Origin of the sequence: Microcoleus sp. N3A4, assembly GCF_036701805.1 — a bacterium.
Taxonomy (GTDB): Bacteria; Cyanobacteriota; Cyanobacteriia; order Cyanobacteriales; family Microcoleaceae; genus Microcoleus.
This window is the reverse complement of sequence record NZ_JAUBRJ010000007.1, coordinates 75,099-96,400: the sequence shown is the minus strand read 5'-3', so window position 1 is coordinate 96,400 and position 21,302 is coordinate 75,099. Positions and strand designations below refer to the sequence as shown.

The 21,302-nt window shown below is 45.5% G+C and carries 24 protein-coding genes and 22 tRNA genes; 6 read left to right on the top strand and 40 right to left on the bottom strand.

Annotation, left to right across the window (positions count from 1 at the left end):
• The first annotated feature begins 50 nt into the window (after positions 1–50).
• Positions 51–1,406 carry a PQQ-dependent sugar dehydrogenase gene (locus QUA56_RS06520; protein ID WP_333354732.1) on the top strand — a complete coding sequence of 452 codons (1,356 nt, stop codon included), beginning with the start codon at positions 51–53 and terminating at the stop codon, positions 1,404–1,406.
• 427 nt (positions 1,407–1,833) lie between these two features.
• Here QUA56_RS06520 and QUA56_RS06515 read toward each other — a convergent pair whose 3' ends face one another.
• From QUA56_RS06515 to QUA56_RS06495, 5 genes are all read right to left on the bottom strand, one after another.
• Positions 1,834–2,400: a DUF924 family protein gene (locus QUA56_RS06515; protein ID WP_333354729.1), complete on the bottom strand. Its 567-nt coding sequence runs from the start codon at positions 2,398–2,400 to the stop codon at positions 1,834–1,836.
• Between the two features lie 144 nt (positions 2,401–2,544).
• The gene (locus QUA56_RS06510) at positions 2,545–2,901 is read right to left on the bottom strand and encodes a peptidoglycan-binding domain-containing protein (protein WP_333354726.1); all 357 of its coding nucleotides are present in this window, start codon (positions 2,899–2,901) and stop codon (positions 2,545–2,547) included.
• A gap of 202 nt (positions 2,902–3,103) precedes the next feature.
• Positions 3,104–3,664, bottom strand: a complete 561-nt coding sequence (locus tag QUA56_RS06505) for a peptidoglycan-binding domain-containing protein (RefSeq protein ID WP_333354723.1) — start codon at positions 3,662–3,664, stop codon at positions 3,104–3,106.
• 15 nt (positions 3,665–3,679) lie between these two features.
• Complete coding sequence (locus tag QUA56_RS06500) at positions 3,680–4,318, bottom strand: ThiF family adenylyltransferase (protein ID WP_333354900.1); 639 nt, start codon at positions 4,316–4,318, stop codon at positions 3,680–3,682.
• A 211-nt stretch (positions 4,319–4,529) separates the two neighbouring features.
• Positions 4,530–5,357 carry a hypothetical protein gene (locus tag QUA56_RS06495; protein WP_333354720.1) on the bottom strand — a complete coding sequence of 276 codons (828 nt, stop codon included), beginning with the start codon at positions 5,355–5,357 and terminating at the stop codon, positions 4,530–4,532.
• A gap of 257 nt (positions 5,358–5,614) precedes the next feature.
• Between QUA56_RS06495 and QUA56_RS06490 the strand changes: the two genes are divergently transcribed.
• On the top strand, positions 5,615–6,007 hold the full coding sequence (locus tag QUA56_RS06490) for a DUF4189 domain-containing protein (RefSeq protein ID WP_333354718.1): 393 nt from the start codon (positions 5,615–5,617) through the stop codon (positions 6,005–6,007).
• 141 nt (positions 6,008–6,148) lie between these two features.
• On the opposite strand, the gene QUA56_RS06485 is transcribed toward QUA56_RS06490, so the two are convergent.
• A complete protein-coding gene (locus tag QUA56_RS06485) occupies positions 6,149–6,490 on the bottom strand; it encodes a hypothetical protein (RefSeq protein WP_333354715.1) in 342 nt (113 codons plus the stop codon).
• Between the two features lie 441 nt (positions 6,491–6,931).
• Here QUA56_RS06485 and QUA56_RS06480 point away from each other — a divergent pair, with 441 nt between their 5' ends.
• Complete coding sequence (locus tag QUA56_RS06480; protein ID WP_333354713.1) at positions 6,932–7,186, top strand: DUF433 domain-containing protein; 255 nt, start codon at positions 6,932–6,934, stop codon at positions 7,184–7,186.
• Positions 7,187–7,259: 73 nt separating this feature from the next.
• Here the strand turns inward: QUA56_RS06480 and QUA56_RS06475 are convergent, their stop codons facing one another.
• The 13 genes from QUA56_RS06475 to QUA56_RS06415 all read right to left on the bottom strand — a co-directional run bounded on the left by QUA56_RS06475 (position 7,260) and on the right by QUA56_RS06415 (position 16,203).
• On the bottom strand, positions 7,260–7,886 hold the full coding sequence (locus QUA56_RS06475) for a Uma2 family endonuclease (RefSeq protein WP_333354710.1): 627 nt from the start codon (positions 7,884–7,886) through the stop codon (positions 7,260–7,262).
• 58 nt (positions 7,887–7,944) lie between these two features.
• Entirely contained in the window at positions 7,945–8,358 is a 414-nt protein-coding gene (locus tag QUA56_RS06470; RefSeq protein WP_333354707.1) for a type II toxin-antitoxin system prevent-host-death family antitoxin, read from the bottom strand.
• Between the two features lie 280 nt (positions 8,359–8,638).
• Positions 8,639–9,097 carry a DIP1984 family protein gene (locus QUA56_RS06465; protein ID WP_333354704.1) on the bottom strand — a complete coding sequence of 153 codons (459 nt, stop codon included), beginning with the start codon at positions 9,095–9,097 and terminating at the stop codon, positions 8,639–8,641.
• A gap of 73 nt (positions 9,098–9,170) precedes the next feature.
• Positions 9,171–10,610 carry a hypothetical protein gene (locus tag QUA56_RS06460; protein WP_333354701.1) on the bottom strand — a complete coding sequence of 480 codons (1,440 nt, stop codon included), beginning with the start codon at positions 10,608–10,610 and terminating at the stop codon, positions 9,171–9,173.
• Positions 10,611–10,637: 27 nt separating this feature from the next.
• Positions 10,638–11,159, bottom strand: coding sequence for a hypothetical protein (locus QUA56_RS06455; protein ID WP_333354698.1), 522 nt, complete (start codon positions 11,157–11,159; stop codon positions 10,638–10,640).
• Between the two features lie 83 nt (positions 11,160–11,242).
• Positions 11,243–11,300: transfer RNA gene (locus QUA56_RS06450), tRNA-Leu, on the bottom strand.
• 39 nt (positions 11,301–11,339) lie between these two features.
• Positions 11,340–12,026, bottom strand: coding sequence for a hypothetical protein (locus QUA56_RS06445; protein ID WP_333354695.1), 687 nt, complete (start codon positions 12,024–12,026; stop codon positions 11,340–11,342).
• Between the two features lie 397 nt (positions 12,027–12,423).
• Positions 12,424–12,494: transfer RNA gene (locus tag QUA56_RS06440), tRNA-OTHER, on the bottom strand.
• Positions 12,495–12,704: 210 nt separating this feature from the next.
• A complete protein-coding gene (locus QUA56_RS06435; RefSeq protein ID WP_190657014.1) occupies positions 12,705–12,905 on the bottom strand; it encodes a hypothetical protein in 201 nt (66 codons plus the stop codon).
• Between the two features lie 704 nt (positions 12,906–13,609).
• A complete protein-coding gene (locus QUA56_RS06430) occupies positions 13,610–14,572 on the bottom strand; it encodes a GNAT family N-acetyltransferase (protein ID WP_333354692.1) in 963 nt (320 codons plus the stop codon).
• A 210-nt stretch (positions 14,573–14,782) separates the two neighbouring features.
• Positions 14,783–14,856, bottom strand: a tRNA-Lys gene (locus QUA56_RS06425).
• 303 nt (positions 14,857–15,159) lie between these two features.
• Complete coding sequence (locus tag QUA56_RS06420) at positions 15,160–15,378, bottom strand: hypothetical protein (RefSeq protein WP_333354689.1); 219 nt, start codon at positions 15,376–15,378, stop codon at positions 15,160–15,162.
• Positions 15,379–15,630: 252 nt separating this feature from the next.
• Entirely contained in the window at positions 15,631–16,203 is a 573-nt protein-coding gene (locus tag QUA56_RS06415; protein ID WP_333354686.1) for a dihydrofolate reductase family protein, read from the bottom strand.
• 236 nt (positions 16,204–16,439) lie between these two features.
• Between QUA56_RS06415 and QUA56_RS06410 the strand changes: the two genes are divergently transcribed.
• The 3 genes from QUA56_RS06410 to QUA56_RS06400 all read left to right on the top strand — a co-directional run bounded on the left by QUA56_RS06410 (position 16,440) and on the right by QUA56_RS06400 (position 17,358).
• The gene (locus QUA56_RS06410) at positions 16,440–16,604 is read left to right on the top strand and encodes a ribbon-helix-helix domain-containing protein (RefSeq protein ID WP_333354683.1); all 165 of its coding nucleotides are present in this window, start codon (positions 16,440–16,442) and stop codon (positions 16,602–16,604) included.
• Between the two features lie 77 nt (positions 16,605–16,681).
• Positions 16,682–16,912 (top strand): hypothetical protein, encoded by a 231-nt coding sequence (locus QUA56_RS06405; protein ID WP_333033740.1) that lies wholly within the window; start codon positions 16,682–16,684, stop codon positions 16,910–16,912.
• Between the two features lie 119 nt (positions 16,913–17,031).
• A complete protein-coding gene (locus tag QUA56_RS06400) occupies positions 17,032–17,358 on the top strand; it encodes a hypothetical protein (protein WP_333354681.1) in 327 nt (108 codons plus the stop codon).
• On the opposite strand, the gene QUA56_RS06395 is transcribed toward QUA56_RS06400, so the two are convergent.
• The 21 genes from QUA56_RS06395 to QUA56_RS06295 all read right to left on the bottom strand — a co-directional run bounded on the left by QUA56_RS06395 (position 17,328) and on the right by QUA56_RS06295 (position 21,296).
• On the bottom strand, positions 17,328–17,894 hold the full coding sequence (locus QUA56_RS06395) for a 3'-5' exonuclease (protein ID WP_333354679.1): 567 nt from the start codon (positions 17,892–17,894) through the stop codon (positions 17,328–17,330). The two genes, QUA56_RS06400 and QUA56_RS06395, sit on opposite strands and share 31 nt — an antisense overlap.
• 226 nt (positions 17,895–18,120) lie before the next feature.
• A tRNA-Ser gene (locus QUA56_RS06390) sits at positions 18,121–18,206 on the bottom strand.
• Positions 18,207–18,370: 164 nt separating this feature from the next.
• A tRNA-His gene (locus QUA56_RS06385) sits at positions 18,371–18,444 on the bottom strand.
• A gap of 5 nt (positions 18,445–18,449) precedes the next feature.
• A tRNA-Ala gene (locus QUA56_RS06380) sits at positions 18,450–18,522 on the bottom strand.
• Positions 18,523–18,583: 61 nt separating this feature from the next.
• A tRNA-Ala gene (locus tag QUA56_RS06375) sits at positions 18,584–18,660 on the bottom strand.
• 7 nt (positions 18,661–18,667) lie between these two features.
• Positions 18,668–18,741, bottom strand: a tRNA-Arg gene (locus QUA56_RS06370).
• A gap of 475 nt (positions 18,742–19,216) precedes the next feature.
• Positions 19,217–19,289, bottom strand: a tRNA-Arg gene (locus QUA56_RS06365).
• 66 nt (positions 19,290–19,355) lie between these two features.
• Positions 19,356–19,426: transfer RNA gene (locus QUA56_RS06360), tRNA-Gly, on the bottom strand.
• A 50-nt stretch (positions 19,427–19,476) separates the two neighbouring features.
• Positions 19,477–19,920 (bottom strand): retroviral-like aspartic protease family protein, encoded by a 444-nt coding sequence (locus tag QUA56_RS06355; protein ID WP_333354676.1) that lies wholly within the window; start codon positions 19,918–19,920, stop codon positions 19,477–19,479.
• A gap of 145 nt (positions 19,921–20,065) precedes the next feature.
• Positions 20,066–20,137 (bottom strand) — tRNA-Thr (locus QUA56_RS06350).
• A 95-nt stretch (positions 20,138–20,232) separates the two neighbouring features.
• A tRNA-Leu gene (locus QUA56_RS06345) sits at positions 20,233–20,306 on the bottom strand.
• A gap of 104 nt (positions 20,307–20,410) precedes the next feature.
• Positions 20,411–20,484 (bottom strand) — tRNA-Leu (locus tag QUA56_RS06340).
• Positions 20,485–20,512: 28 nt separating this feature from the next.
• A tRNA-Leu gene (locus tag QUA56_RS06335) sits at positions 20,513–20,588 on the bottom strand.
• 4 nt (positions 20,589–20,592) lie between these two features.
• A tRNA-Pro gene (locus QUA56_RS06330) sits at positions 20,593–20,666 on the bottom strand.
• 1 nt (position 20,667) lies between these two features.
• Positions 20,668–20,751, bottom strand: a tRNA-Leu gene (locus QUA56_RS06325).
• A 23-nt stretch (positions 20,752–20,774) separates the two neighbouring features.
• A tRNA-Leu gene (locus tag QUA56_RS06320) sits at positions 20,775–20,851 on the bottom strand.
• A 29-nt stretch (positions 20,852–20,880) separates the two neighbouring features.
• A tRNA-Gln gene (locus tag QUA56_RS06315) sits at positions 20,881–20,954 on the bottom strand.
• 5 nt (positions 20,955–20,959) lie between these two features.
• Positions 20,960–21,038 (bottom strand) — tRNA-Gln (locus tag QUA56_RS06310).
• 10 nt (positions 21,039–21,048) lie between these two features.
• A tRNA-Asn gene (locus QUA56_RS06305) sits at positions 21,049–21,123 on the bottom strand.
• Positions 21,124–21,129: 6 nt separating this feature from the next.
• Positions 21,130–21,202: transfer RNA gene (locus QUA56_RS06300), tRNA-Phe, on the bottom strand.
• A gap of 9 nt (positions 21,203–21,211) precedes the next feature.
• Positions 21,212–21,296 (bottom strand) — tRNA-Ser (locus QUA56_RS06295).
• Positions 21,297–21,302: the final 6 nt, after the last annotated feature.

Below are 21,302 nucleotides of genomic sequence, written 5' to 3'. Positions count from 1 at the left end.
GCTGTTTAACAGCAGTTAGAATAATAGAATTGTCCAGCAATTGTTGAGAAATGGCTGCTATGTATTACCTGCGTTTCTTGTTGCTAATTCTGCTGTTGCCGGTGATTGCGTGCGATCGAGCTACAGATGCGATCGCGCCTGCTGTGGGCGACAACGGCCCCCTGTCGCAAATTCCCTCCCGTGCACCGCTGGCAAATGTTGGGACAAGTCAAATTGTACCGACCAAACCGCTTTCACCGCAGCCAATCCGCATTGTTGCAACTTCTTTGCCGCAGCCAGGAGCCAGCGAAAGCGCCTCAAAACCTCCTCAAGTAGTACCGATTCCCGCATCGCCATTGCTGCAAGTACCTCCTGGCTTTGTCGTCAACGTTTTTGCTGACAATTTAGACGCTCCCCGATGGCTGGCTTTGACGCCCACAGGCGATGTTTTGGTAACAGAAACCCGGCAGAATCGGATTGCGCTGCTGCGGGATGCCAACGGCGACGGCGTTGCTGAGGTTCGCAAAACTTTTGCAAGTGCCCAAAACGGGTTAAATATTCCCTTTGGCATGGCTTTTGCCGATCGCTATTTTTTCCTCGGAAATACCGCTGAAGTCCGCCGATTTCCCTACACACAAGGACAGGAACAATTGACCGGTACCGGTCAAAAAATTGCCGATTTACCGGGCGGCGGCTACAACCAACACTGGACGCGAAATGTTGTCGTTTCCCCCGACAAGAGCAAGCTTTTCGTATCAGTTGGATCGCAGTCTAATGCCGATGCCGAAGCGCTGCCGAGGGCGTCTGTTCAAGTGATGAATTTGGACGGCAAGAACCCGCAAATTTTTGCTTCCGGTTTGCGAAATCCGGTGGGATTGGATTTTCACCCAAAAACCAATCAACTCTACACAACAGTCAACGAACGCGACGGTTTGGGAGATGATTTGGTGCCGGATTACTTGACAAGAATTCGTCAAGGCGAGTTTTACGGCTGGCCTTACGCTTATTTTAAGCCGAATTTGCTCGACCCGCGCCACGTCCGAAACGGTACGAGCGATCGACCTGATTTAGCGGCTAAAACATTAATGCCAGACGTGCTGTTTCAGGCGCATTCGGCGGCTTTGGGACTTCAGTTTTACGACGGGAAAACGTTTCCCAAAAGATTCCTCAATGGGGCATTTGTGGCGTTTCGCGGCAGTTGGAATCGGAACGCTGGAACTGGTTATAAAATCGTGTTTGTACCTTTTAATGCGGCGAACGGACGCCCTCAAGGTTATTATGAGGATTTTCTGACAGGTTTTCTGACAGATCCGTCGGGCCCGAAAACTTGGGGGCGGCCTGTTGGTTTGCTGGTTTTACCTGACGGGAGTTTGCTGTTTACTGAGGAAGCGAATAACCGGATTTATCGAGTGCAGTATCGCGGCTGACGATCGGGCGATCTATAGCAATCCTAAATGATTTGCTTGCATTATACGCGAGCTTTCTGGCTCGCACTGCAAGGATTCTGGTCTTGCTCGATTTTGCGACTGATGCGAGGATTGCTATATTGATAATTTAATACTAATTATCAAAACTCATGCAACAGTATCTGTAGGGTGCGTCGCCACCCTTAAATATTAAATTAATATCCACAATCTTTGAGCGACGCACCGGTGCATACAGGGTGAGCGCAAACAAACCCACACTCATCATTGTTGCTTTCTGGAGGCGAGAATTGGTATATAGCCTTTCTCAAAAAGATGAGGTATGATTGACAGATTATATAACCACTTAAACTGAGAGGGGCTGAAGCCCAACTACGTACCTCATCTTTCTGAGAAAGGCTATAAGTAGCCTAAAGGTTTTGCGATCGCTTTAAAATCCCGAACCGGGTTGTCTCAGAAACTCTGCTTCTTCGGGGGTTGTTTCTCGTCCGAGAATTTGATTGCGGTGGGGAAATCTCCCAAAACGCTCGATTATTTCCAAATGCTGCTGCGCGTATTCAATGAGTGAATCGCTGTCAGGTTCGCCGCTGAGTTGGCTAAATAGTTCGACAGATTTTTGCTGGTTTTCTAAGTTTTCGCTGTGTTGAAAAGGGAGATAAATAAACAATTTTTGTACAGTCAGCAATTCGCGATCGAAGTTATGATTAACAGCGTATTCGGCGGTAGCTAAAGCTTTGCTGTCTGTGGCGAATGCTTGAGGTGTGGCGCGAAACATATTGCGCGGAAATTGATCGAGCAGTAGAATTAATGCTAGGCAGTTTTCGGGGGAATCTCGGCAGGAATCGAGTTTACCGGAGGCGGCTAGTTCGTATTGCGGCAGAAAGCCCGATCGCACTTCGGCATCAAAATCCGCATCTTTTTCAAACCATTTCTTGTGGACTTTGCCAAACTCAGGAGAGTGCGATGGACCAAACCAAAAATCTAAAACTTCATTCATTAGCAATCTAGATATGCGATTGATTGTTGATTAAAGCTTCTGTGTCTGTAGTTGCACAAAATGCGCTATCTGTCCAACTACAAACCGCAGCGATTAATGATTAGCAATGATGACTTAGGAACCTTTGTTGTCCGGTGCTTCAAGTTACGAACTAGCAAACAGTCTGTCCCAAGTTTTGCCTCCCACAACTCCGTCTACAGGAATATCCGCTTGTCGCTGAAATCTTTTCACTGCATTTTCGGTTGTCGGACCGAAAACGCCATCAATTACGATCGGGTGTGAGGACAAGCCCCGCGCGTTCAACAACTTTTGCAGTTTCTTCACATCTTCCCCTTTCGAGCCGCATTTTAAAATCCTTTTATGGTGTCTCACCTCTGGTCTATGGCAATCATTAGTGTGGCAAACTGCGTCGCCCGCTGCATAGTTGGCTCTACTTGTGCCCGTCAAAACTAATAGCGCGAGAACTGCTAGTAAATAATAAAAAGTCTGCGATCCTGCCATATTTTCCCTGTTAATTTTTCATTCGATCGACCAAACCAAAAATCTCAAACTTCATTCATTAGCAATCTAGTAGACGATTGATTTTTGATTGCAGCTTCTGTGTCTGTAGTTGCACAAAATGCGCTATCTGCACAACTACAAACCGCAGGGATTAATGATTAGCAATGATGACTTAGGAACCTTTGTTGTCCGGTGCTTAAAGTTACGAACTAGCAAACAGTCTGTCCCAAGTTTTGCCTCCCACAACTCCGTCTACATGAAGATGATTTTGCCGCTGAAATTTCTTCACTGCTGTGAGAGTTGTCGGCCCGAACACGCCATCAACTACGATCGGGTGTGGGGACAAGCCCCGCGCGTTCAACAACTTTTGCAGTTTCTTCACATCTGCCCCTCTCGATCCGTGTTTTAAAATCCTTTTATGGGGTCTGAATTCTGGTTCGTTGCAATCATCGTGCGGCGCGCAAATTGCGTCACTTGATGAAGCAGTATATGCTCCGCCACCGATACCAGTCAAAATCAATAGAACTAGAAATGCTAGTAAAATCACAAAAGGCGACTCCGGCTTCTTCTTAGGCGGAGGCGGAGGCGGGGGAGGGGGCGGTTTTGGCTTGCATTCTAGTGAAATAGTACCAGTACAAACTTGTTCGGACATACTTTCCCTGTTAATTTTCTCAAGCGTTTTTTGCAAGTTGGACGATTGTTTGAGGGTGAGAAACCGGGTTTCTGGGATGGACGTATCCAATCTCGACCGGGTTTCTGGCAACAGTCAACCGACATTCTACAATATAAGTGGCTTAACGGCAAAATCTCCGATCGTGCAAGTTAAATTTTGTTGCTCTTTGGTAGCAGCAAAGGTAACAATTACTTCGCAGGCAACTGCAACTGTCAGCATTACCAAGTTTCTCGCCAGCGGGTAATCGCAAACGTCATCATTCGCCGCTGAAGGAACCCGATAGTGTTGGTTCCAAATTATTTCTGAGTAATCCGCAGCTAATCCGACGTGCACGCAGGGAATCGAGACACTCGCACAGTAATCCTTGACTGCTTGCCGGCCGACACTGTTATCAAAAGTATCGATGACAGCGGCACTGTTAGCAAGCAGCCGATCGGCATTTGCGGGTGTCAATTCTTTTGAGTGCGCGTCAATGCTGACTCCCAAAGCGCGGTAGAGGTTGTTGGCGAGAATTTTGGCTTTGAATGCGCCGATGTCCGATCGATAATAAGGTTGAGTGGAAAGGTTGCGTTCCTCGATGCGATCGCGATCGATGACTTTTAACTGACAAAAGCCCGATCTCGCCAGACTTTCTGTTATATTCGCACCCAAAGCGCCCGCGCCGCACACCGTTACCGGGAAATTTTTTATCAGCGACATCACTGCGGCACTTCTGTAAAGTTGTTCGTGAAAAAATATACTCATAGTAATTGCGAATTGGGCATTGGGCATTGGGCATTGGGCAAACAGGTCATTGGGCATTGGGCATTGGGCATTGGGCATTGGGCATTGGTTATTTCTTGATTATTTTTTATAAAAACCAGGATCAACTAACAACTAACAACTAACAACTGACAACTAACTATTAGATATTCTCCGATGCCCCATGCCCTGTTTGCCCAATTCCCCATTCCCATTATCTATCTTCAACTACTCCAACTAATGATTGCAAGTCGAAGTCTTTGTCCAATCCGCTGAGACAAATGCCAGCACTCATAACTGTCAAATCATTTTTGGCGATCGCAGAAGTGTGATGTTCTCCACTCTCGCTAGTCCATTCAACCAGCCAATAATTTTGGCGATCGCAAAAATCCCGCAACTCGCCGCCGCCCATCTTCAACGCCCGCTGCAAACGCTGTTCGGCCTGCACATTCGGATCGAAATATTTAATATTTCGGGACACCAATTCGTAAACAGTTCGCATTTCTGGTGTCATCCCTTTAAAGCGAACATCTTGAGGCAAAATCAACTCTTTCAAAGCTATTCTTAACTTTTCAGAATGCAGCGGATTGGCGCGCCTGTCAATTTCTTCAAACCAAAAACAATCACCGTCCCACCGCGCCACACTCTGCTCGAACTGCGAGCCTTTAGTTACTAAATGAACAGGTACGGGTTTAGCAGCACCAGTGCGCTGTTTAGCGTCAGATTCATTAACAGGATAAGCCAGCCAAGTTTGCCCTTGTAGTACGCAAGCCAAATGCAACCGAATCGGCATGAGTAGTTGCAAATACTCTGCCACTTGCGGCCAAATAGGCTCCTCAATTACAGCAGCAACGTTCTCATTTACAGGCTCAAAAATAGCCCATCCTTCAAAGTTTTGCGGCTGGGGTTGAAACAGATAAGTCATGCCACCTATCCTTGTCCGCACCCTTCCCCCCCGCACGCAAGGAGCCAGGAATTGGGTATCGAGTAGCTGCCCTTCTTGGGCGGCGAGTTTGCTGATAATTTTGCGGATATCTGCCACTGAAATGACCTCCGTAATCTTAATTTTTTTTACCTATAGCAGTTCTCAATAAAGTGAGGTATGCCTTATGCCCTATGCCCTATGCCCTATGCCCTATGCCCTAGAGCCGAGAGCACCTCATGTTACTGAGAAAGGCTATAACACACTTTTAAATTAAATAAATATAAAGATTTATAAATACTGTTGACTCGAATCAATATCCTAATATAATATTGAGCGAACCTCGCAACTTGACCTTGTAAATATCTTAAGTAAATATGCTGCAAAAGCTTTTTTCTAAGTGGGTTGTATTCACAGCTTTGACACTTCCTATTTTTGGCTCAGTCCAGGTAGCTAAAGCTCAGAACACCTATGGAGCTACTGCTTATTCTCCGACTTCTGATGCCACTGGTATTAGTTGGGATCATGCTACAGAAAAAGAAGCACTAAACGCAGCAGTAGCCGTCTGCAATGAACAAAGCGAAGGTGCTAACGACTGCGAACCGCTGACATCTAATAGCAATAATTGTGGAGCGATCGCCGTAGGCAAAGGAGGAGCAGGTGCGGGCTGGGGCGGCGATAAAGCAGCAGCAGAAGCTCAAGCTCTCGCCGGTTGCAGCGAACTAGATGGCGGTAACTGTAAAGTCCAGCTTTCTGCTTGCAACAACTAATTAAACAGATAAATATTGGTCGGAGCCGTGTAGATTTTCGCTGGTAAAACAGGTTAGAAAATAGTACGTTTAAGGTGCGCTGGGCGCACCTTACCGAATACAAATCGGCTAAAAGTAGAGTGCACCATGTGCACCTTACAGTTAATCTCCTACTTCGGAAGTAACTGCATCGGGTGGCAGCAAACTTTCTAATCTATCTTTAGACCAGTATTCAGTAGGATAAGCTAGTGCAATAATATCAGAGAGTCTAATCAGCCACGTAACTTGTCCGTAAGCATCGATATTTTCCGCCTGTTCGTTAGGGGGAACTATCACCAAAAGTTCCGCAAACTCCCCGAACAGATTAATCGGGATGCCGCCGAAACTGCTATTATTTGTTTTAATCCAAACTTTACTGCCTCGATCGAGAGCTTGTTGCAGTCGCTGGCAGAGCAAACTGGATTTTTTGACCTGGGATTTTTGGGCTTTCGACTTTTTTCCCATAGTTTTAAGAAGTTAAAGTAGTTGTATTGTGGGTTGCACAGTGGGTTGCACAGTGGGTTGCACAGTAGGTTGAGATTTAGTGCGATCCTCTTCGAGGGCTTCGCTAACGCCGTTTGGTATTGAAACGGACAAAAGGAAAAAGGGCGATCGCCCCGTCGCTACCCCATCACTCTACTCTATAAGAAAGTGCTGTACTGCGATCGTAATAACAATTTAATCGCAAAATCGGGAAATGACACCAGCTCAAAAAAAATGGGACTCTAGCCAAACTCCAAACCCTTAAGTCATCAGTGATTCCCAATCTAAAATCTAAAATCTGAAATCTAAAATGATATGACCTGCGGTGGCACTGTTGCAAAGTCAGTCAACGAGGCCCGTGTTTCTACTGTGTCCAAATGCAGTATAATCGGCGGAATCTTCCCAAATCGTTTAAGTAAAACAATGGACTGGCGAAAGCTCATTCATCCAAACCCAAAAGCTTCAACAAGTCAACCAGCAGCGCCAGAAACTCGATTGTCTGTAGAATTCTTGCTGGGGCTCTTTGCTGCGGGATGGACGGAACAGCAGGTGTTAGATAAATATCCCGCACTGACTTCAGAAAAGTTGCGCGCGGCTTTGGCTGCTGCGGATTCCCAGTTAGTGTCATCCATCGCTAATCCAGAATTACTAGAAATTATCGCTCAAACTAGAGAATAATTGAAAATAGCTAAAAAGTTGTCGCTTGAGGATATTGAGGGAGATGTTTGGGAGTAAAGATTGATATTAAATGTCAACTTCCCCCTAAATTTTCTCTAACTCTTTCCCGAAACTCCAACACCGCCTCAAGGGGGTCGGGGCGTTGTACATACTCTGCAATCAGTGATAAATCCAAATTCGGCAACAACTCGCTTGGCTGCATTTTTTCATATTCCTCTCCCCGAAGATGATAAACCTCAAAGCGACAATTTTTCCAGAACCAAACCTCTCTGATTCCGAGCTTTTTGTAAACTGCTAACTTGTCCAGGCCGCCACTGCTGAGTACAACCTCGATCGCTAAATCAGGAAATTCTTTTTCTGTACCGATACAATAGCACTCATCCGGTTCTGTACCGCCCTTTTTTGCTTGAATGCGGAAGGTAGTTGAACCCAATCCCCAAAACCGAGTCCGTGTTTCTTGAAAATACGCTTCTAGCAGCATCCCAATATTGGTTTTATCTCGATCGTGACGGCGACTTGGGGACATAATTTCCAGCACTTCATCTAAATAAGTAACCCGATACCAAGGACTATCTCCGAGTTGAGTCAGTAGTTGTTCATACTGTTGCCAACTTACCCCGCTGGTAATAAATCTTTCCACGGGGTCTTCGGTGAAAAGCTCTAATTCGGTTGCTAAATCTTTGATTAATATTGAAGTCACCAACTGCTCCTCCCAAGTTTAGAGTATAGTAGAAGATTGTGATTCTGTCATCAATGGTTTAACTGGCGATCGCTACCTCATTTTCACTATCATCCTCTTCATTAATTCCAAATTTTTGGCAAATTTCATCGAGTGTCTGAGGTTGAATGACTCTTGATTTAGCTCTCTTTAATGCTGCAAACAAACGAGTTGCATTGGCAGGCGACCTCAGCAAATAAAGCGTTTCTAGCAAACTTTCTAATTCTGCCTCAGAAATCAAAACTGCATTTTTGCCGTTAGGTCTAGTAATAACTATTAGTTCCCCAGTTTCAACAGCGCGATCGCACAGATTTTTTAAATTTGCTTCAGCTTCAGTGTATGTAATCTCAGTTGACATCATAAGCTGTTCGGCATTTAAAAGACGATTGTAGGGTGCGTCAGTTCTTTCATCGTTTCCCATGTAAGCGGAGCGTGTTCGCGAATGACGCACCATACCTAGATCGTTAGTGGTTTAAATGCTCCACAGCTTACTGGAATTCGCAATACTTTTTGCAATTGAGCAAGAAACCCCTAACCCACCCTCACCAATATCAATAGACCAGCACGCGGTAGTAACTTTAACAATGCCCTGTACGCTTGTGACAATATTGGGCTTAATTTGTGAGATTTTAGAATGACCCCTCATTCATCTAAGCCACTTAGCATGGCAGATGCCAACTTAACCCAATTGGCTGGGTTTGTGCTCGCTTCTATTGCATTGGCTACCAACTTGCTCAATCGATAAGTTCAGTATTCCAGTTTGCTTGCTGTATTTTAGTATCTAACTCCCGATACTGTCTAGACATTCGAGCCATTTGCGTTTGCAATTCACCAACGTCGATCGTACTGAAAAATTTGACTTCCGATCGAGTATAGCGGTCTTGCCTAACAGCGGTTTCGTCAACTAAAGACTTGTAGATGCCGCGCTTGAGGGCGAGAACATCTCTCTTGGCTAAAGCATCTGATAAAGTCACTCCATCTTCCAGAGTTGTCAGCGAATTAGTCTTGTTAATTTGCTTAATTAAGTCTTCCAGTTCTTGCACCCCTGCATCTACTTCGCTAATCAGTGCTTGGGGATTTTCGGGAGGTTCTTCTCCTTCCTGTACTTTAGCACTTCTTGTCAATCTGGATCGCAGTTGTTCCATTCTTTTTTGACAGTCTGCTCTTAAAATTAAAGCTTCAGCTAGTTTCATAGTGTCTTGTCCTTCAGCTCCGTGCCAATTTTAGCATATAATAAGTAAGGTGCGCTACGGCGCACCCTACAATTTACTTATCATCCCTCACCGGCAGCGACGTGTCGAGAATTTCCATCAACAATTCCAAGCGCGAAGGACGATTCAACATCGGCACTAAATTCGGCAAGGAGTAGTAATCGCCGGCAAACGTAAAGGTTTCCACCGATACTTGTTTGTCCTTCAATTGCTTCTCAACATCTTTGCACCAAGCACCAACTCGCACAATTACAACATCAGGAATTACTCCCAACCTGCTGCAGTAATTAGGATAAGCATCCACGAAGTAAGGTGAAGAGTTTTCGCCTTCATCTGTTACGATGATAAATTGATCGACTACCTGCTTTTTAATCCGCATTGCTTCCACCGCGCAACCGCAACTTGTGCCGCCGCCAGCGTGGATGTGCTTGAAAGCGCGTTCCCAGTCTGTCAATTCGCTGCCGTTTGCTTGCACTGGATACGGCATGGTGTCAAAGGCGTAGACGAACAGTGCAGCGTCGGAAATGCCGGAAATCAAGGCAGCGAGACGCTTACCGATTTCGATCGCACTTTCCATGCTTCCCGACTTGTCAATCAACAAACCAGTTGCTTTCGCAATCTTGCCGCGCTTCTTCACCTGTTCGTTTGTCACCGCTTCCAGCTTCGCCACCGTTGCTGCGTCGAAGTTCGCGCCCGCACCCGCAACACTCGCTTTGTAAGCAGAAACCCGATCGCACTTTGCCGCTTCATCCAACTTGGAATCAATCAACTGCTTGACTTCCGGGTGTTCCATCGCGCCGCGCGACTGAATCGATTTCAAATTGTTGATGACTTCCTGCGGCGACATCGAGTTAATCAGCGCGGCCAAAACTGTTGGCGTTAGCTGTTTGATCGCACCAACTGCGATCGTATACGGAATCTTGTACTCAACAATCAAATTCGCCTGTTCCGCAGGTGTCGCCGCCTTCGCCAACTGCTTCAAAACGAATGCCAGAGAGTCTTCCGGCGGATTGTCTTTGAAGAGAATAGCGTTAGCGCGATCGCTCGGCTTGACGTGCAGCGTTGCGTACAAATGCTTCATCGCCTTGCGGTTGCGGAGGGCGGCGCGATCGAAAAACTGCGGATTCTTTTCCCGCGATTTCAGATAGCGAGTGACAGCAGTGCGCGCGCTGCGGGGCACCTTATTCTGGTGCCGCTTCATAAAGTCCACAATCCGCGAAACCTCGTAGGGAGGGAACTCTTGCAGCATCATAAAACCCGCATCTCGGTGTTCCGTCAGCGCCGAAGTTAGCAAGTTTCCGGCAAAAACTTCCTTGTGATCGCGCACGTCGCCGTGACGCTGATACCACACTGCTAAATGACCGTAAAAAATGGGGTCTAATTCGATAATTAACTTGTGAATTTCTGCTACTTTTTCTAATACACGGTGAGGAGTGGTTAGCAGAGAGTTGAGCAGTTCCAAACGTAAATCCCGCTCGGCTGCATTCATATTCATTGTACAATCTCCCATTTTGATTGTTAACTAATATTTTGTGCTTATCGCCTCATTCCGCGATGGATTGAAATCCCTGGCTGTTTCGGATTCGAGGGGCTTCAAATCGGGTTCAACCCAACTATTTCTGGCTTCCCAGGACATCAGGCGATCGCGGGTGTAATAGCGAAATGGTAAAGTGCGTGAAGCGGAGCTATCCCGTAGGGAATCGGCATATTTTGCAATCAAACCGTTAGCCAGATGTACGATCGAGCGATTGTGACTTTCACCGGCGAGATACCGGCGAACAATTCGCACCCAAAACAGCGTTAGCGTTTCGTGATACCCGCTGTTTTGTGTGGTTTCAATTCCTTGAACCGAGTTGTAAAGTTTAATGCCATTGCGAATCGCATTGATTGCTTCTTGCTCTGAGTCATAAAACAGATACCACAGAGCAACGGTTAAATGCGCTTCGTGCGTCCATTGACTTCGCGGCAAGCTGCATTCTTGGAAAGCATGAATCAGACTGTCTATCTCGCTGGGCGATCGGTAAATTATAGTTGTAGTTTTCATAATTTAATTCTCCTTCCTCACCACTTTCACATCTAAAAATTAGGATAAAAATCACTTCGCGCAAGTTGAAAAAGTCGTTTGTTCACAGGATTTGAACCTGCATATACTTGAATTTAAGTCAAGCGCCTTACCGTTTGGCTAGTATGTAAACTTTCTCGATTGGGGCGCGAAGTAAAAAGACTAATTTTTGCTTAGTCGTTCCATGATGAACTTAATTTGTTTCTTGTTGCACTGACGTTTGCTCGCAACGTACTTCTCCCGGTTCACAGAAGATTTATTTGTGTTTATTGCCAAGGGTTCAATATCTGCTAGCTCGAACGCATACCACAAATCATCTATTTTGCGATAATGATGATAAGCATCTACGAATACAAAATCATCTGGCTTTTTTTCAGGTACTTTCGGAAGTCTCTTAGCTAAGCAAAGAATTCCAGTCTCAGGATGGACGTAAAGTTGCTTGTACCAATAACCAAGAGGAAGAGCTGTATCGTAAAATTCACGGTTTTTATGATAAGGAACTCCATCAACTAACACAACATTCCGTTCCACATAGCCCCATACATGAGAGACAATATGTTGGCCGGATAAAGTAGTGATATCGAGAATTTGACACAGTTTGCTGTAAACATCATCCCAATACTGACCTACATGAGATTGCAGCCATTGGTACAGCGGCCCCAGACAATCGGAAAACCATTTTGTCTTGTTTCTCGGCTTAATTAAGTAGGGGCTAAGCAGTCCATCTGTAGTAGCTTCTTCAGTTAGTTTTACCAGAGATGTTTTTTGCCCTTTTATCTTTCTTGAGCTGATTCTCAACCCTCCCCGAGGCCGCTCAATGACATTTTCAGCTAAGCGATGTTCGCTCATAAGTCAACTTTGCCTAAGATACTAAATCAGCGTTAAAAATCCATTGCGTACTCGGTTTAAACCGATCGAGAGTCAAACAAAATCCCTCTCTAAGAGACTGAGAAAGGAGATATTGAAACCGGATTTGATATGAGATGTTCCGCGCAAGTTAGCAAAGCGTTTTGACAGGCCGATCGCTCTACCCCTGAGCTACAGTCCCTTAAACGGGACTGGCAGGATTTGAACCTGCGACCAATTGGTTGAATTGTGTGTATGCGCTTCATTTGTTAGGGCGCAGAACAGGATTTTTCTCATCTATAAACTAGAAAAATTTGACTTTTCATTTCTCCTAAACTGCTAAAAATTTTTTGCTTTTTTATAGTAAATAAAGTCACTTCGCGCAAGTTAAGAAAGCCATTGGCACATACGCAGGAGTTGAACCTGCGACCTTTTCTTTTAAGAGAAATGCTCTACCAAGAGCTAGTATGTAAGCTTCCTTTGTTTGGGCGCGAAGTGGAACTTTTAAGCGCCCGATAGATATAAAAATTTCAGCTATAAAAGGCAGCGCACAAGTCAGAGAAGCTTTAGCCTCGCGGCAAGTAGGACTCGAACCTACAATTCGATTTTAAGTCGAACGTATCCAGTTTGTAAGCTTCTTTAGTTGGGGTGCGCTGCCTAATACGTGCTTTAAGTGAATTCCTAGCCGTAAACAGCTTCTGGGCGGACAATTAAATCCCCGCTGGGACGGCGATCGAGCACGTAAGACTCGAAGCGATCGCCCTTGACATCAAAATGGTTGGCCAGACGTTCTTTAATAGCCTTGTCGCTCATTCCTGCCGCGATACCCAGTTGGTTTTCTGCCACGTCATAGGAACGTCCTTCAAAACGAATGTGAACCATTACCGATACCTCCTAGAGCAATTTTGGATTTGAAATTGGTAGCTTATCTGCTCTCGACTTTGGCTTTTTGTGAGACTTAGCAAATTGCCAGTATCGGTAAAGATTCACGAAATCTGATAATCTTTACTAAAATAAGCGCCGTTCTAAATGATAAACTTGTTTGATTTTGCGGATTTCCTCAGCCTTTTTGGTTGATTGAAATCTGGCTGAACTTGTCTGTTCTGAATCCGCATGAAATTCGTTGAAATTAGACTGATTTCGTACAGCATCTGACTCGGGCCGAGTCAGTTTGTAACCGAACAGTCTCGTATAAAGTAACAACATGACAATCGAGTCTCTATTGCAAGACTTTCAAATTGATGTTCCTTAAAAATTGAGCAATATTTAGTTGTCAAGGTTCAGAATTTGCACGGAAAATACAGGTTTTTGCTTGTCCTGCGCTTTCCATATTTACATACTACATACGTACTACATAGATGTCAAGGGGGTAGCAAAAGTTTTTTTAGATCGGATATCTTGCACTATTGTCAGGAACAGGCAAGATGCCTGTGAAGCGAAGAATGAATTTGATTGTGGGGAGTAGGGGTTGGGCATCCTGCCCGCCCGTGAATTTGATTGTGGGTTGGGCATCCTGCCCGCCCATAATTAGATAGGACTTATGCACGGGTAGCCAGAAACCGGGTTGTTTCACCAAAAAATATCAATCAAACATCCTTAACATAGGAAATGCTGTTGCGAATATTGTGAAAGCCGACTGATTCGTAAAGCCGCAATGCACCTGATGAATTTTCAGCATCCACGCCGAGAATAGCAGTAGCCACACCCGCAGCTTTCAGTCGATGCAAACCAGCGAGCAACATCGCTCGTCCCAATCCCATTTTGCGGAAGCCGCGCCGAGTGCCGAGACAAGCAATCCAGCCTTCATTGCGCCCGGTACGATCGCACTCTTGCACACTAATCTCGCAGTAACAAAAAGCGACAAATGTGCCGTCATCAGCAACAGCAATCAAGTCTAAATCATTTCTGTAATCGGGTTTAGCTAACTCGTGCTTAAATTTATCCACGGTTAAATCGTGATGATTCCAGTGATCGATAAACGACTGGTTGAACATTTCTACCCAAGCTTCCGCATCCTGTTCGCCGGGGAATTGACGCAGGGCGAAACCTTGGGGGAAGTGCGGTTCTGGGATTGGTTCAGACAGCGATCGCGCCATGCGGCAAAAATAGCGATCGACTTTAAAACCGCAACTTGTCAGCACAGAAATGCGATCGCAATCCTCAGCGCGCGCGTAGGTTCGCAGCTTCACGCGCGCGCCCCGCACCGCAGACACTTCGCGCATCCGCACTTCACCCCAGGCGATCGCGGCTGCTTCCACATCGCCTCCGCGCGCGTCGGGGTGGACGCGAAACCACAGCCAACCGTCAATTACTTCCCCAGGCTCAGAAACCGACAACTGAGCAAAACCGATTAATTTTCCCTCCGCATCTTCCCAAAGGCAGATATCGCGGGCTTTGTCTAGGGACGGTGCGTTAAATTCTTGTTGTAGTTCCGAGATGGAAGTGCCTTCATCGAGCCGATCGACTTCTTCGCAAGTATTGATTAAATGTGCGATCGCATCTAAATCGCGATCGCCCGCATAGCAGCGCCCCGAGAGATTTGCCATCATAGCTAATCACCATTTCCTGTTGTTATTCAGTTTAAAAATAGCTTGGGCGATCCTCTTCGAGGGCTTCGCTAACGCACTTTTATCGATCGACAGATCCGATCGGTCGATCGACATTAAAAATCCCACAACGCAAACACTCACACTCATCCAACCGCTACAGCCGTTGACTGCACTCGTGAGTTTCGATAAATTTGGGTTCAGGATTTGGGATGGGAGTAGAAGGACTTGAACCTTCGACCTTGAGATTAAGAGTCACCTGCTCTAACCAACTGAGCTATACTCCCGCATCTAGGCTACTATAACACAACTGTTCTGAAAATTCAACTATTTTTGTATAAATTTATGACGAGCGATCCCAATCACCCGAAAAGTCTCTCAACGGATACGCGAATGTCGGGAAATGCCATCTGAGACAGAAATAGACAAAGACAACTTACCGATACTGATTTTGATAGTAAGTTCCCACAGACTAGCTTGGCCGATCTAGATTTCATTTACAGGATTAGCAATCAACGCTCGCACATCTTCATCAAGGCGATCGTTACCTTCAACAAACCAAATTAGAATGTGAGTGTCAATTAGATATTTCATGGCAACATATATTCTTCAAAACCAGGAGGTTTTTCATCAAAATCATCTGCAACGTAAGTAAAAATCCCTTTGCCACAGCCAAATTGACGAGGTTGGAGGACAGCAGTCTTTTCAGGTGACTTTTCTTTCAGTTTTTGGATTTCGTTTAAAAGTTGAATATCCTTCAATAACAAAATCCACTGAATCAATTCTAATTTGAGAACTTGAATGCTCATGGCTTCTATGTTGAATGACTAGCAAATCTAGAATTATTATAAACCAATCCACTCCTAGAGGTACTGCCCCTCCTGTCGCCGCGTTATCAGCACGGTCTCACTTTTCGACTTCTGGTGGAAACAGGAAGCTGGAGGAATCGAACTCCTACAGTTAACTGCACTCTTGTTTTCAAGACAAGTCGCCGTCCCTGCGGCAGCACCTTCCATCCCAAACTTTTTATTGATGCTATTTGATACGATCGCACAAACACCTCATTTCTGCAATCGATAATGAAACAACATGAAACCGTTGCTGTAGATTTTGCGATCGACCAATTCCAGATTTGTAGGTGAGATAGCCCTCGAAAACACAGGGATTCCTGCTCCGATAATTACCGGATTTAACTTGACAATCATCTCGTCAATCTCGGAAACAACTGTTGCCGCTAAATCGCCACCTCCGCACAGCCAGATGTCTTTTCCTGTTTCCTTTTTCAATTTCTTAACCAATCCAACAGCATCATCGGAAACAAGTTCGACATTCTCATCTGGACTGGCTTTCATACTGCGCGAAAACACATACTGCTTCAGGGTGGGATAAGGATTAGTCATACCAACATTTAGTCCTACTTCATAGGTTTTGCGTCCCATCAAAACAGCATCAAACTGCTTGTTCTCTGCACGAATGCCTCGTGCTTCCTGAAAGTGAGCCGGAAAAGTTTCAGGAAAGGAATCGAACAAATCAGCAAAATGCTCTCCTGACATCGGAAAACAATCAAATGAGCCATCTTCGCGAGCAATAAACCCGTCAACTGTACAAGCCACGTAATATTTTAATTTTCTCATGTTTCACCTTTTTTATTAAGTTGTTTGGTTACTGCTTGCTTCTGAATGTAACTAATATATCCAATCGCTCCCTTGGTTAGATATTTGCGATCGACCTTTTTATTGGTTAGCGCACAGTTTCGCAGCAGCAGCCATTTTATCGCGCTGCGCCCGCATCCCTACAGACGATCGCAGCCAGCCGCGATCGGTACTCCGAAAGAGGATAAGCTGGTGTCAACTAAACATGACTGCTTGAAATGGCTGACAAAGAAGAGACTGCTGTGATTAAAGTCACAGTTCCCAAGCGTTTGCACGAAAAACTGAGAAAACTCTCCCAGCAGACTGGAGTTCCCATGTCAACTCTGCTAGTCATGGCGGCCGTCAAGGAATACAACCTCGTGGACGAAACTGAGGACAAGTAACTATTGGTATACTTGAAGTACCTTTGAAAGGTACTATATGGTATATTTCAGGAATAGTCAACCCTGGAGGTGTGCTTGTGACCCAAGATGAACTCGAAGCCCTAGTCGATGAACTCGGCTTAGTGTCAGTCGTCAGCCTGCTAGCGAATATCTGCCACAACAAAGCCCGACAAACCTTGTGCCTGAAGGGACAAGGGGCTACTCCTTATACCGCTTGGAACAGCAACGGCTTCTTGCTGAAGCAGTTGATGACCAGACTGCGGCCAATCGGCAGCTACGATCGCGATTTAGACCTCAAGAACAACTGAGGTTCTGAGGTTCAACCCGTGCAAGTGCGTAAAGCATTGGTTTTAGTCGGTTAACAGCCGAGTATGTATGCTTTAACTGTTAGGGCACGGGTTGAAACTCTTCGATTTGGACTTGAACCTTGAATGGAGAGGACGGGACTCGAACCCGCATCGATCGACAGCAACTTTCAGGAAACGCGCTTCCTTACTGCCGGCAAGCAGACGGGAACTGCCCCCATCTCGGACTGTTAATTCCTTTCAGTGCCTCCGCAACCCGCTGCCAGTTTGCGTTTTCAGGGAACGTCGCGAAGCAACTTTTTACCCTACTCAACCAACCCGATCGTCCTTTTGGGAGCCGCTTTTCCAAAGTTTTTACGGTGCCATTCCACTTAGGCGACCTCCCCATAATTTTGCTCGCTGTATGTACGATCGCCAATCAGGACAACTGTTTGCGCTCCAAAATGTAAGGCAACAGTTTGGCGATATTTCTCGCATCATCAATGCCTCGGTGATGAGTTCCTTCTAGCGGTAAACCCGCGAGTTGCAGAGCTTTCGCCATGCCATACCTTTTTCGCAAACCTTGCTTTTCTGTAAACAATTGTTTGAGATTGACATGAGGATAAGCAATGGGAAAAGGTACTTTGTGAAAATTGCTGTCTTGTTGAAATTGTTTGCGATCGAAATCGCCCCAAGAACCAAACACGCCGTTTGAGTAACCAGACAGCCATTTTTTCAAAAGTGCGATCGCCTCCGGGTAAGTGGGAGCTTCCTCGACTTGTGCCTGAGAAATAGATGTTAGCGATTTGCAGAATTCAGTCAGGATAGGATGGCGAATAGGTTTGATGAAACTTTGAAATTCATCAACAATACTTAGAGATTCTGAATGCACCATCACCGCTCCTATTTCGATAATTTCCATTTCCTCTTTTTTGAGATTTCCGCGATCGCAGCAAGTTGCTTCTAGGTCAACCACCAGATAGTAATTGTAATGTTGTAAATTCATATAAATTTAACCTCACATAATATAGCGGTTCTCAGAAAGATTCGCGGACGTTGTTGGGCTTGGGCCCTCTTAGTCTCTGGGTGGTTATGTAAGCTGTCAGTCATACCTCATCTTTTTGAGAAAGGCTATATCTTATTATAAACCAATTCATCCACCAGGGAGGTACTGCCCCTCCTATTTCCGCGTTATCAGCACGGCGTCTCGCTTTTCGACTTCTGGTGGAAAAAGGAAGATGAAGGAATCGAACCCTTACAGGTGTTACCTGTACCCTTGTTTTCAAGACAAGTTGCCAACCATTTAGCGGCATCTTCCATTAAAAGAAATATCAAGGACACAGCACTGCTGTGTCCCTAGAATCATCGGTATAATTTACCGGATTTGATATTAAAAGGAAGATGAAGGAATCGAACCTTTACAGTTACCTGTACCCTGGTTTTCGAGGCCAGTTGCCAACCGTTTAGCGGCATCTTCCGAGGGGTGTCTGACGGGAATTGAACCCGCTATTACTGGTTCCACAAACCAGTGCCGCTACCGATTTGGCTTCAGACACCGCAGTGGAATCAAGGAGAATCGAACTCCTAACCTCTTGCGTGCAAAGCAAGCGCTCTACCAATTGAGCTATGACCCCGCGTAAAAGATTCACCTGTGGAGTAAATCTAAAATCTAAAATCTAAAATCTAAAATTGGTGTGGTGGATTGCGATCGGATTTGAACCGATATCTTTCTAACAGCCAGTTAGATGCTTTACCAGTTAAGCTACGAACCCCAGACAGCAGGAGCGGTAGGACTTGAACCCACAACATTCGAGGTAGAAGCTCGACACTCTATCCAGTTGAGTTACACTCCCGTATTTTTTGTTAATATGCGATTCCCTACGGGATAGCTGCGCTTCACGCACTTTCCGTGCAAGTTTTAAGAGCATTGCGTTTTCTCAGTTACTAGAGGGACTCCGCCGATGAGTTATTACACACTCTTTAAAGGATAGCTACCTTTAAGCCAACCTGCCGGGTTCAATGCACTCCCCGTTCTTCAAACGCCCGCCGATTTTGACAGCGTTACCTTTCCTCTCGTACTAAAGTATGTAGGCTCCAAAGATTGGGACACGCAAAGGGCGATCGATCTTGCTATAGCGGTTCTCAAATAAGTGAGGTACGTAGTCGATGCTCTAGCCCTCTTAATTGTGCTTATGTAGCTTGCGTGAGGTAAGCACCGCCATCAACTCCCATTACCAATTAATACTCATACCTCATCTACCTGAGAAAGGCTATATAAAAAATTATCCATTCAATGGAATCAACCTCCTTAAATTAAAGCAAAAACAACGAGAGTGGTAGGACTCGAACCCACAACATCCGCGTCCGAAGCGCCGCGCTCTATCCATTGAGCTACACTCCCATAAACCGATTTTAGATTTTAGATTTTAGATTTTGGATTGAATAAAACCTGTACCGATTTTAGCCAAGCGGATAACGGGACTCGAACCCGTATCGCGAGTTTGGAAGACTCAGATGCTACCGTTGCACCATATCCGCACTTCAATTAGTTTTACCGATTGCAACTATTAAATCTCAACATACAGCCTCTACAAAATTGTCAAGTAAGTTTGCGTTGGACTGATGGGTAAAATTATTAACCGCTGATTTTTCAAATCTAATTCAATTCCCAACGCTTCCAAAGGAATCACGCCTAATAGAGGATTCATACCTCCCGGCAATTCCAAACACTCAAACGTTCCTTCGCGCCCTACCAAAGAAATTTTAGCATCCTGAAAAATTCTGGCTTTCCCAATACCATTAGCCGTCTCTACATCCACTTCTTTGAGCAGCGATAAACCGAGTTGGGCAATAATCTGCGGTGGCAAGCAAAGAGTGGTTGCCCCTGTATCAACTAGCACATTATCCAGAGTTACAGAACGTACTTGTTCGGGAGCGAGAATCCCGCGTTCTACTTCGGCCTGGTCGATCCGGTTAGTCACGGTCAGCGCGGTAATAATTTTTCCCATTGAGGTGTTGTCAGTTGTTAGCATAGTTTAACCTTGAACTACTCTACCTCAATTATCGCCAATTTTTGGAAAAATGAGTGCGATCGCACTTCCATAAAATTCTATTCTTTGGCAATTTAGATTACTTTTTATGACATTAGATGCGTCCCTCATTATTTAAAATTACCCAAGCAGATGGCGAGATTTGAACTCGCAAGAAAGCTTTACAAGAGCCTCATGTTGCCAGTTACATCACACCTGCATTTTTGGTGGCGGGGGCAGGAGTTGAACCTGCTATTAAGAGGCTTATGAGACCTCCAAGCCTACCCAGGCTACTTCACCCGCGATGTCACCAAATACCCCTGACTGGCATCGAACCAGCACTGACTAGATCCTAAATCTAGCGCCTCTACCGATTGGGCTACAGGGGCAAAGTTTCAGTTGGCGATTCCCTAGGGAATCGCTGCGCCGCGCGTACTTTTTTCCTAAACTTTTCTAAACACTGTAACTTCCTCCTATATTTATTAAAAATTCATGCTCTCGACAGGATTTGAACCTGTAAAAAACTAGGCTCTCGACCTAGCGCGTCTGCCGTTCCGCCACAAGAGCAAATAGCAGAAATTGGCTGTTAGCCAAATACCCCTGACAGGACTTGAACCTGCAAAAAACACTCGTTCTGAGCGAGTGATGTTTTCCAATTACATCACAGGGGTAAAGTCGGGATAGCAGGATTTGAACCTGCAACCTTCGGCTCCCAAAGCCGCCGCGCTACCAAGTTGCGCCACATCCCGTTGGTACTCCTGGTGAGACTCGAACTCACAATCAAAATAGAACAGATTTTAAGTCTGCCGCGTCTGCCAATTCCGCCACAGGAGCAAGTAAAAACTTAGTTAAAAATTTGGTACTCCTGGTGAGATTTGAACTCACACAACACAATTTTTGAAATTGCGGCCTCTACCAATTGGGCTACAGGAGTGTAATTTATCTGCTTTGGTAATAGCAGAACTGGGAAGGCAGGGATCGAACCTGCATTTTTCCGCTTTCAAAGAGCGGTGCCATACCGATTAGGCGACTTCCCAATAATTGGATGCCGGGGTAGGCTTTTAACCTACATAAACTCCTATTTCAGAGATAGGCGACTGTACCAATTTGTCTACCCGGCAATTTAAAAAATGGCTGCCCCAGTAGGACTCGAACCTACAACCTAGCGGTTAACAACCGCTTGCTCTACCATTGAGCTATAAGGCAACGCAATCCCCCAAGTCAGTATCGAACTGACGACCTCTTGTTCTTCACACAAGCACTCTACCAACTGAGCTATCGGGGGAAATTTCAACGGAGAGGACAGGATTTGAACCTGCGTCGGTTTTATCCGATTCTGTTTAGCAAACAGGTGCCTTAAGCCTCTCGGCCACCTCTCCTCAGCG

What these genes read in the sequence shown, in the direction of transcription:
- QUA56_RS06520 (WP_333354732.1), top strand. Translation starts at nt 51, where the DNA reads ATGGCTGCTATGTATTACCTGCGTTTCTTGTTGCTAATTCTGCTGTTG.
- QUA56_RS06515 (WP_333354729.1), bottom strand. Translation starts at nt 2,400, where the DNA reads ATGAATGAAGTTTTAGATTTTTGGTTTGGTCCATCGCACTCTCCTGAG.
- QUA56_RS06510 (WP_333354726.1), bottom strand. Translation starts at nt 2,901, where the DNA reads ATGGCAGGATCGCAGACTTTTTATTATTTACTAGCAGTTCTCGCGCTA.
- QUA56_RS06500 (WP_333354900.1), bottom strand. Translation starts at nt 4,318, where the DNA reads ATGAGTATATTTTTTCACGAACAACTTTACAGAAGTGCCGCAGTGATG.
- QUA56_RS06490 (WP_333354718.1), top strand. Translation starts at nt 5,615, where the DNA reads ATGCTGCAAAAGCTTTTTTCTAAGTGGGTTGTATTCACAGCTTTGACA.
- QUA56_RS06485 (WP_333354715.1), bottom strand. Translation starts at nt 6,490, where the DNA reads ATGGGAAAAAAGTCGAAAGCCCAAAAATCCCAGGTCAAAAAATCCAGT.
- QUA56_RS06480 (WP_333354713.1), top strand. Translation starts at nt 6,932, where the DNA reads ATGGACTGGCGAAAGCTCATTCATCCAAACCCAAAAGCTTCAACAAGT.
- QUA56_RS06470 (WP_333354707.1), bottom strand. Translation starts at nt 8,358, where the DNA reads ATGGTGCGTCATTCGCGAACACGCTCCGCTTACATGGGAAACGATGAA.
- QUA56_RS06465 (WP_333354704.1), bottom strand. Translation starts at nt 9,097, where the DNA reads ATGAAACTAGCTGAAGCTTTAATTTTAAGAGCAGACTGTCAAAAAAGA.
- QUA56_RS06460 (WP_333354701.1), bottom strand. Translation starts at nt 10,610, where the DNA reads ATGAATATGAATGCAGCCGAGCGGGATTTACGTTTGGAACTGCTCAAC.
- QUA56_RS06455 (WP_333354698.1), bottom strand. Translation starts at nt 11,159, where the DNA reads ATGAAAACTACAACTATAATTTACCGATCGCCCAGCGAGATAGACAGT.
- QUA56_RS06445 (WP_333354695.1), bottom strand. Translation starts at nt 12,026, where the DNA reads ATGAGCGAACATCGCTTAGCTGAAAATGTCATTGAGCGGCCTCGGGGA.
- QUA56_RS06435 (WP_190657014.1), bottom strand. Translation starts at nt 12,905, where the DNA reads ATGGTTCACATTCGTTTTGAAGGACGTTCCTATGACGTGGCAGAAAAC.
- QUA56_RS06430 (WP_333354692.1), bottom strand. Translation starts at nt 14,572, where the DNA reads ATGATGGCAAATCTCTCGGGGCGCTGCTATGCGGGCGATCGCGATTTA.
- QUA56_RS06420 (WP_333354689.1), bottom strand. Translation starts at nt 15,378, where the DNA reads ATGAGCATTCAAGTTCTCAAATTAGAATTGATTCAGTGGATTTTGTTA.
- QUA56_RS06415 (WP_333354686.1), bottom strand. Translation starts at nt 16,203, where the DNA reads ATGAGAAAATTAAAATATTACGTGGCTTGTACAGTTGACGGGTTTATT.
- QUA56_RS06410 (WP_333354683.1), top strand. Translation starts at nt 16,440, where the DNA reads ATGGCTGACAAAGAAGAGACTGCTGTGATTAAAGTCACAGTTCCCAAG.
- QUA56_RS06395 (WP_333354679.1), bottom strand. Translation starts at nt 17,894, where the DNA reads ATGAATTTACAACATTACAATTACTATCTGGTGGTTGACCTAGAAGCA.
- QUA56_RS06355 (WP_333354676.1), bottom strand. Translation starts at nt 19,920, where the DNA reads ATGCTAACAACTGACAACACCTCAATGGGAAAAATTATTACCGCGCTG.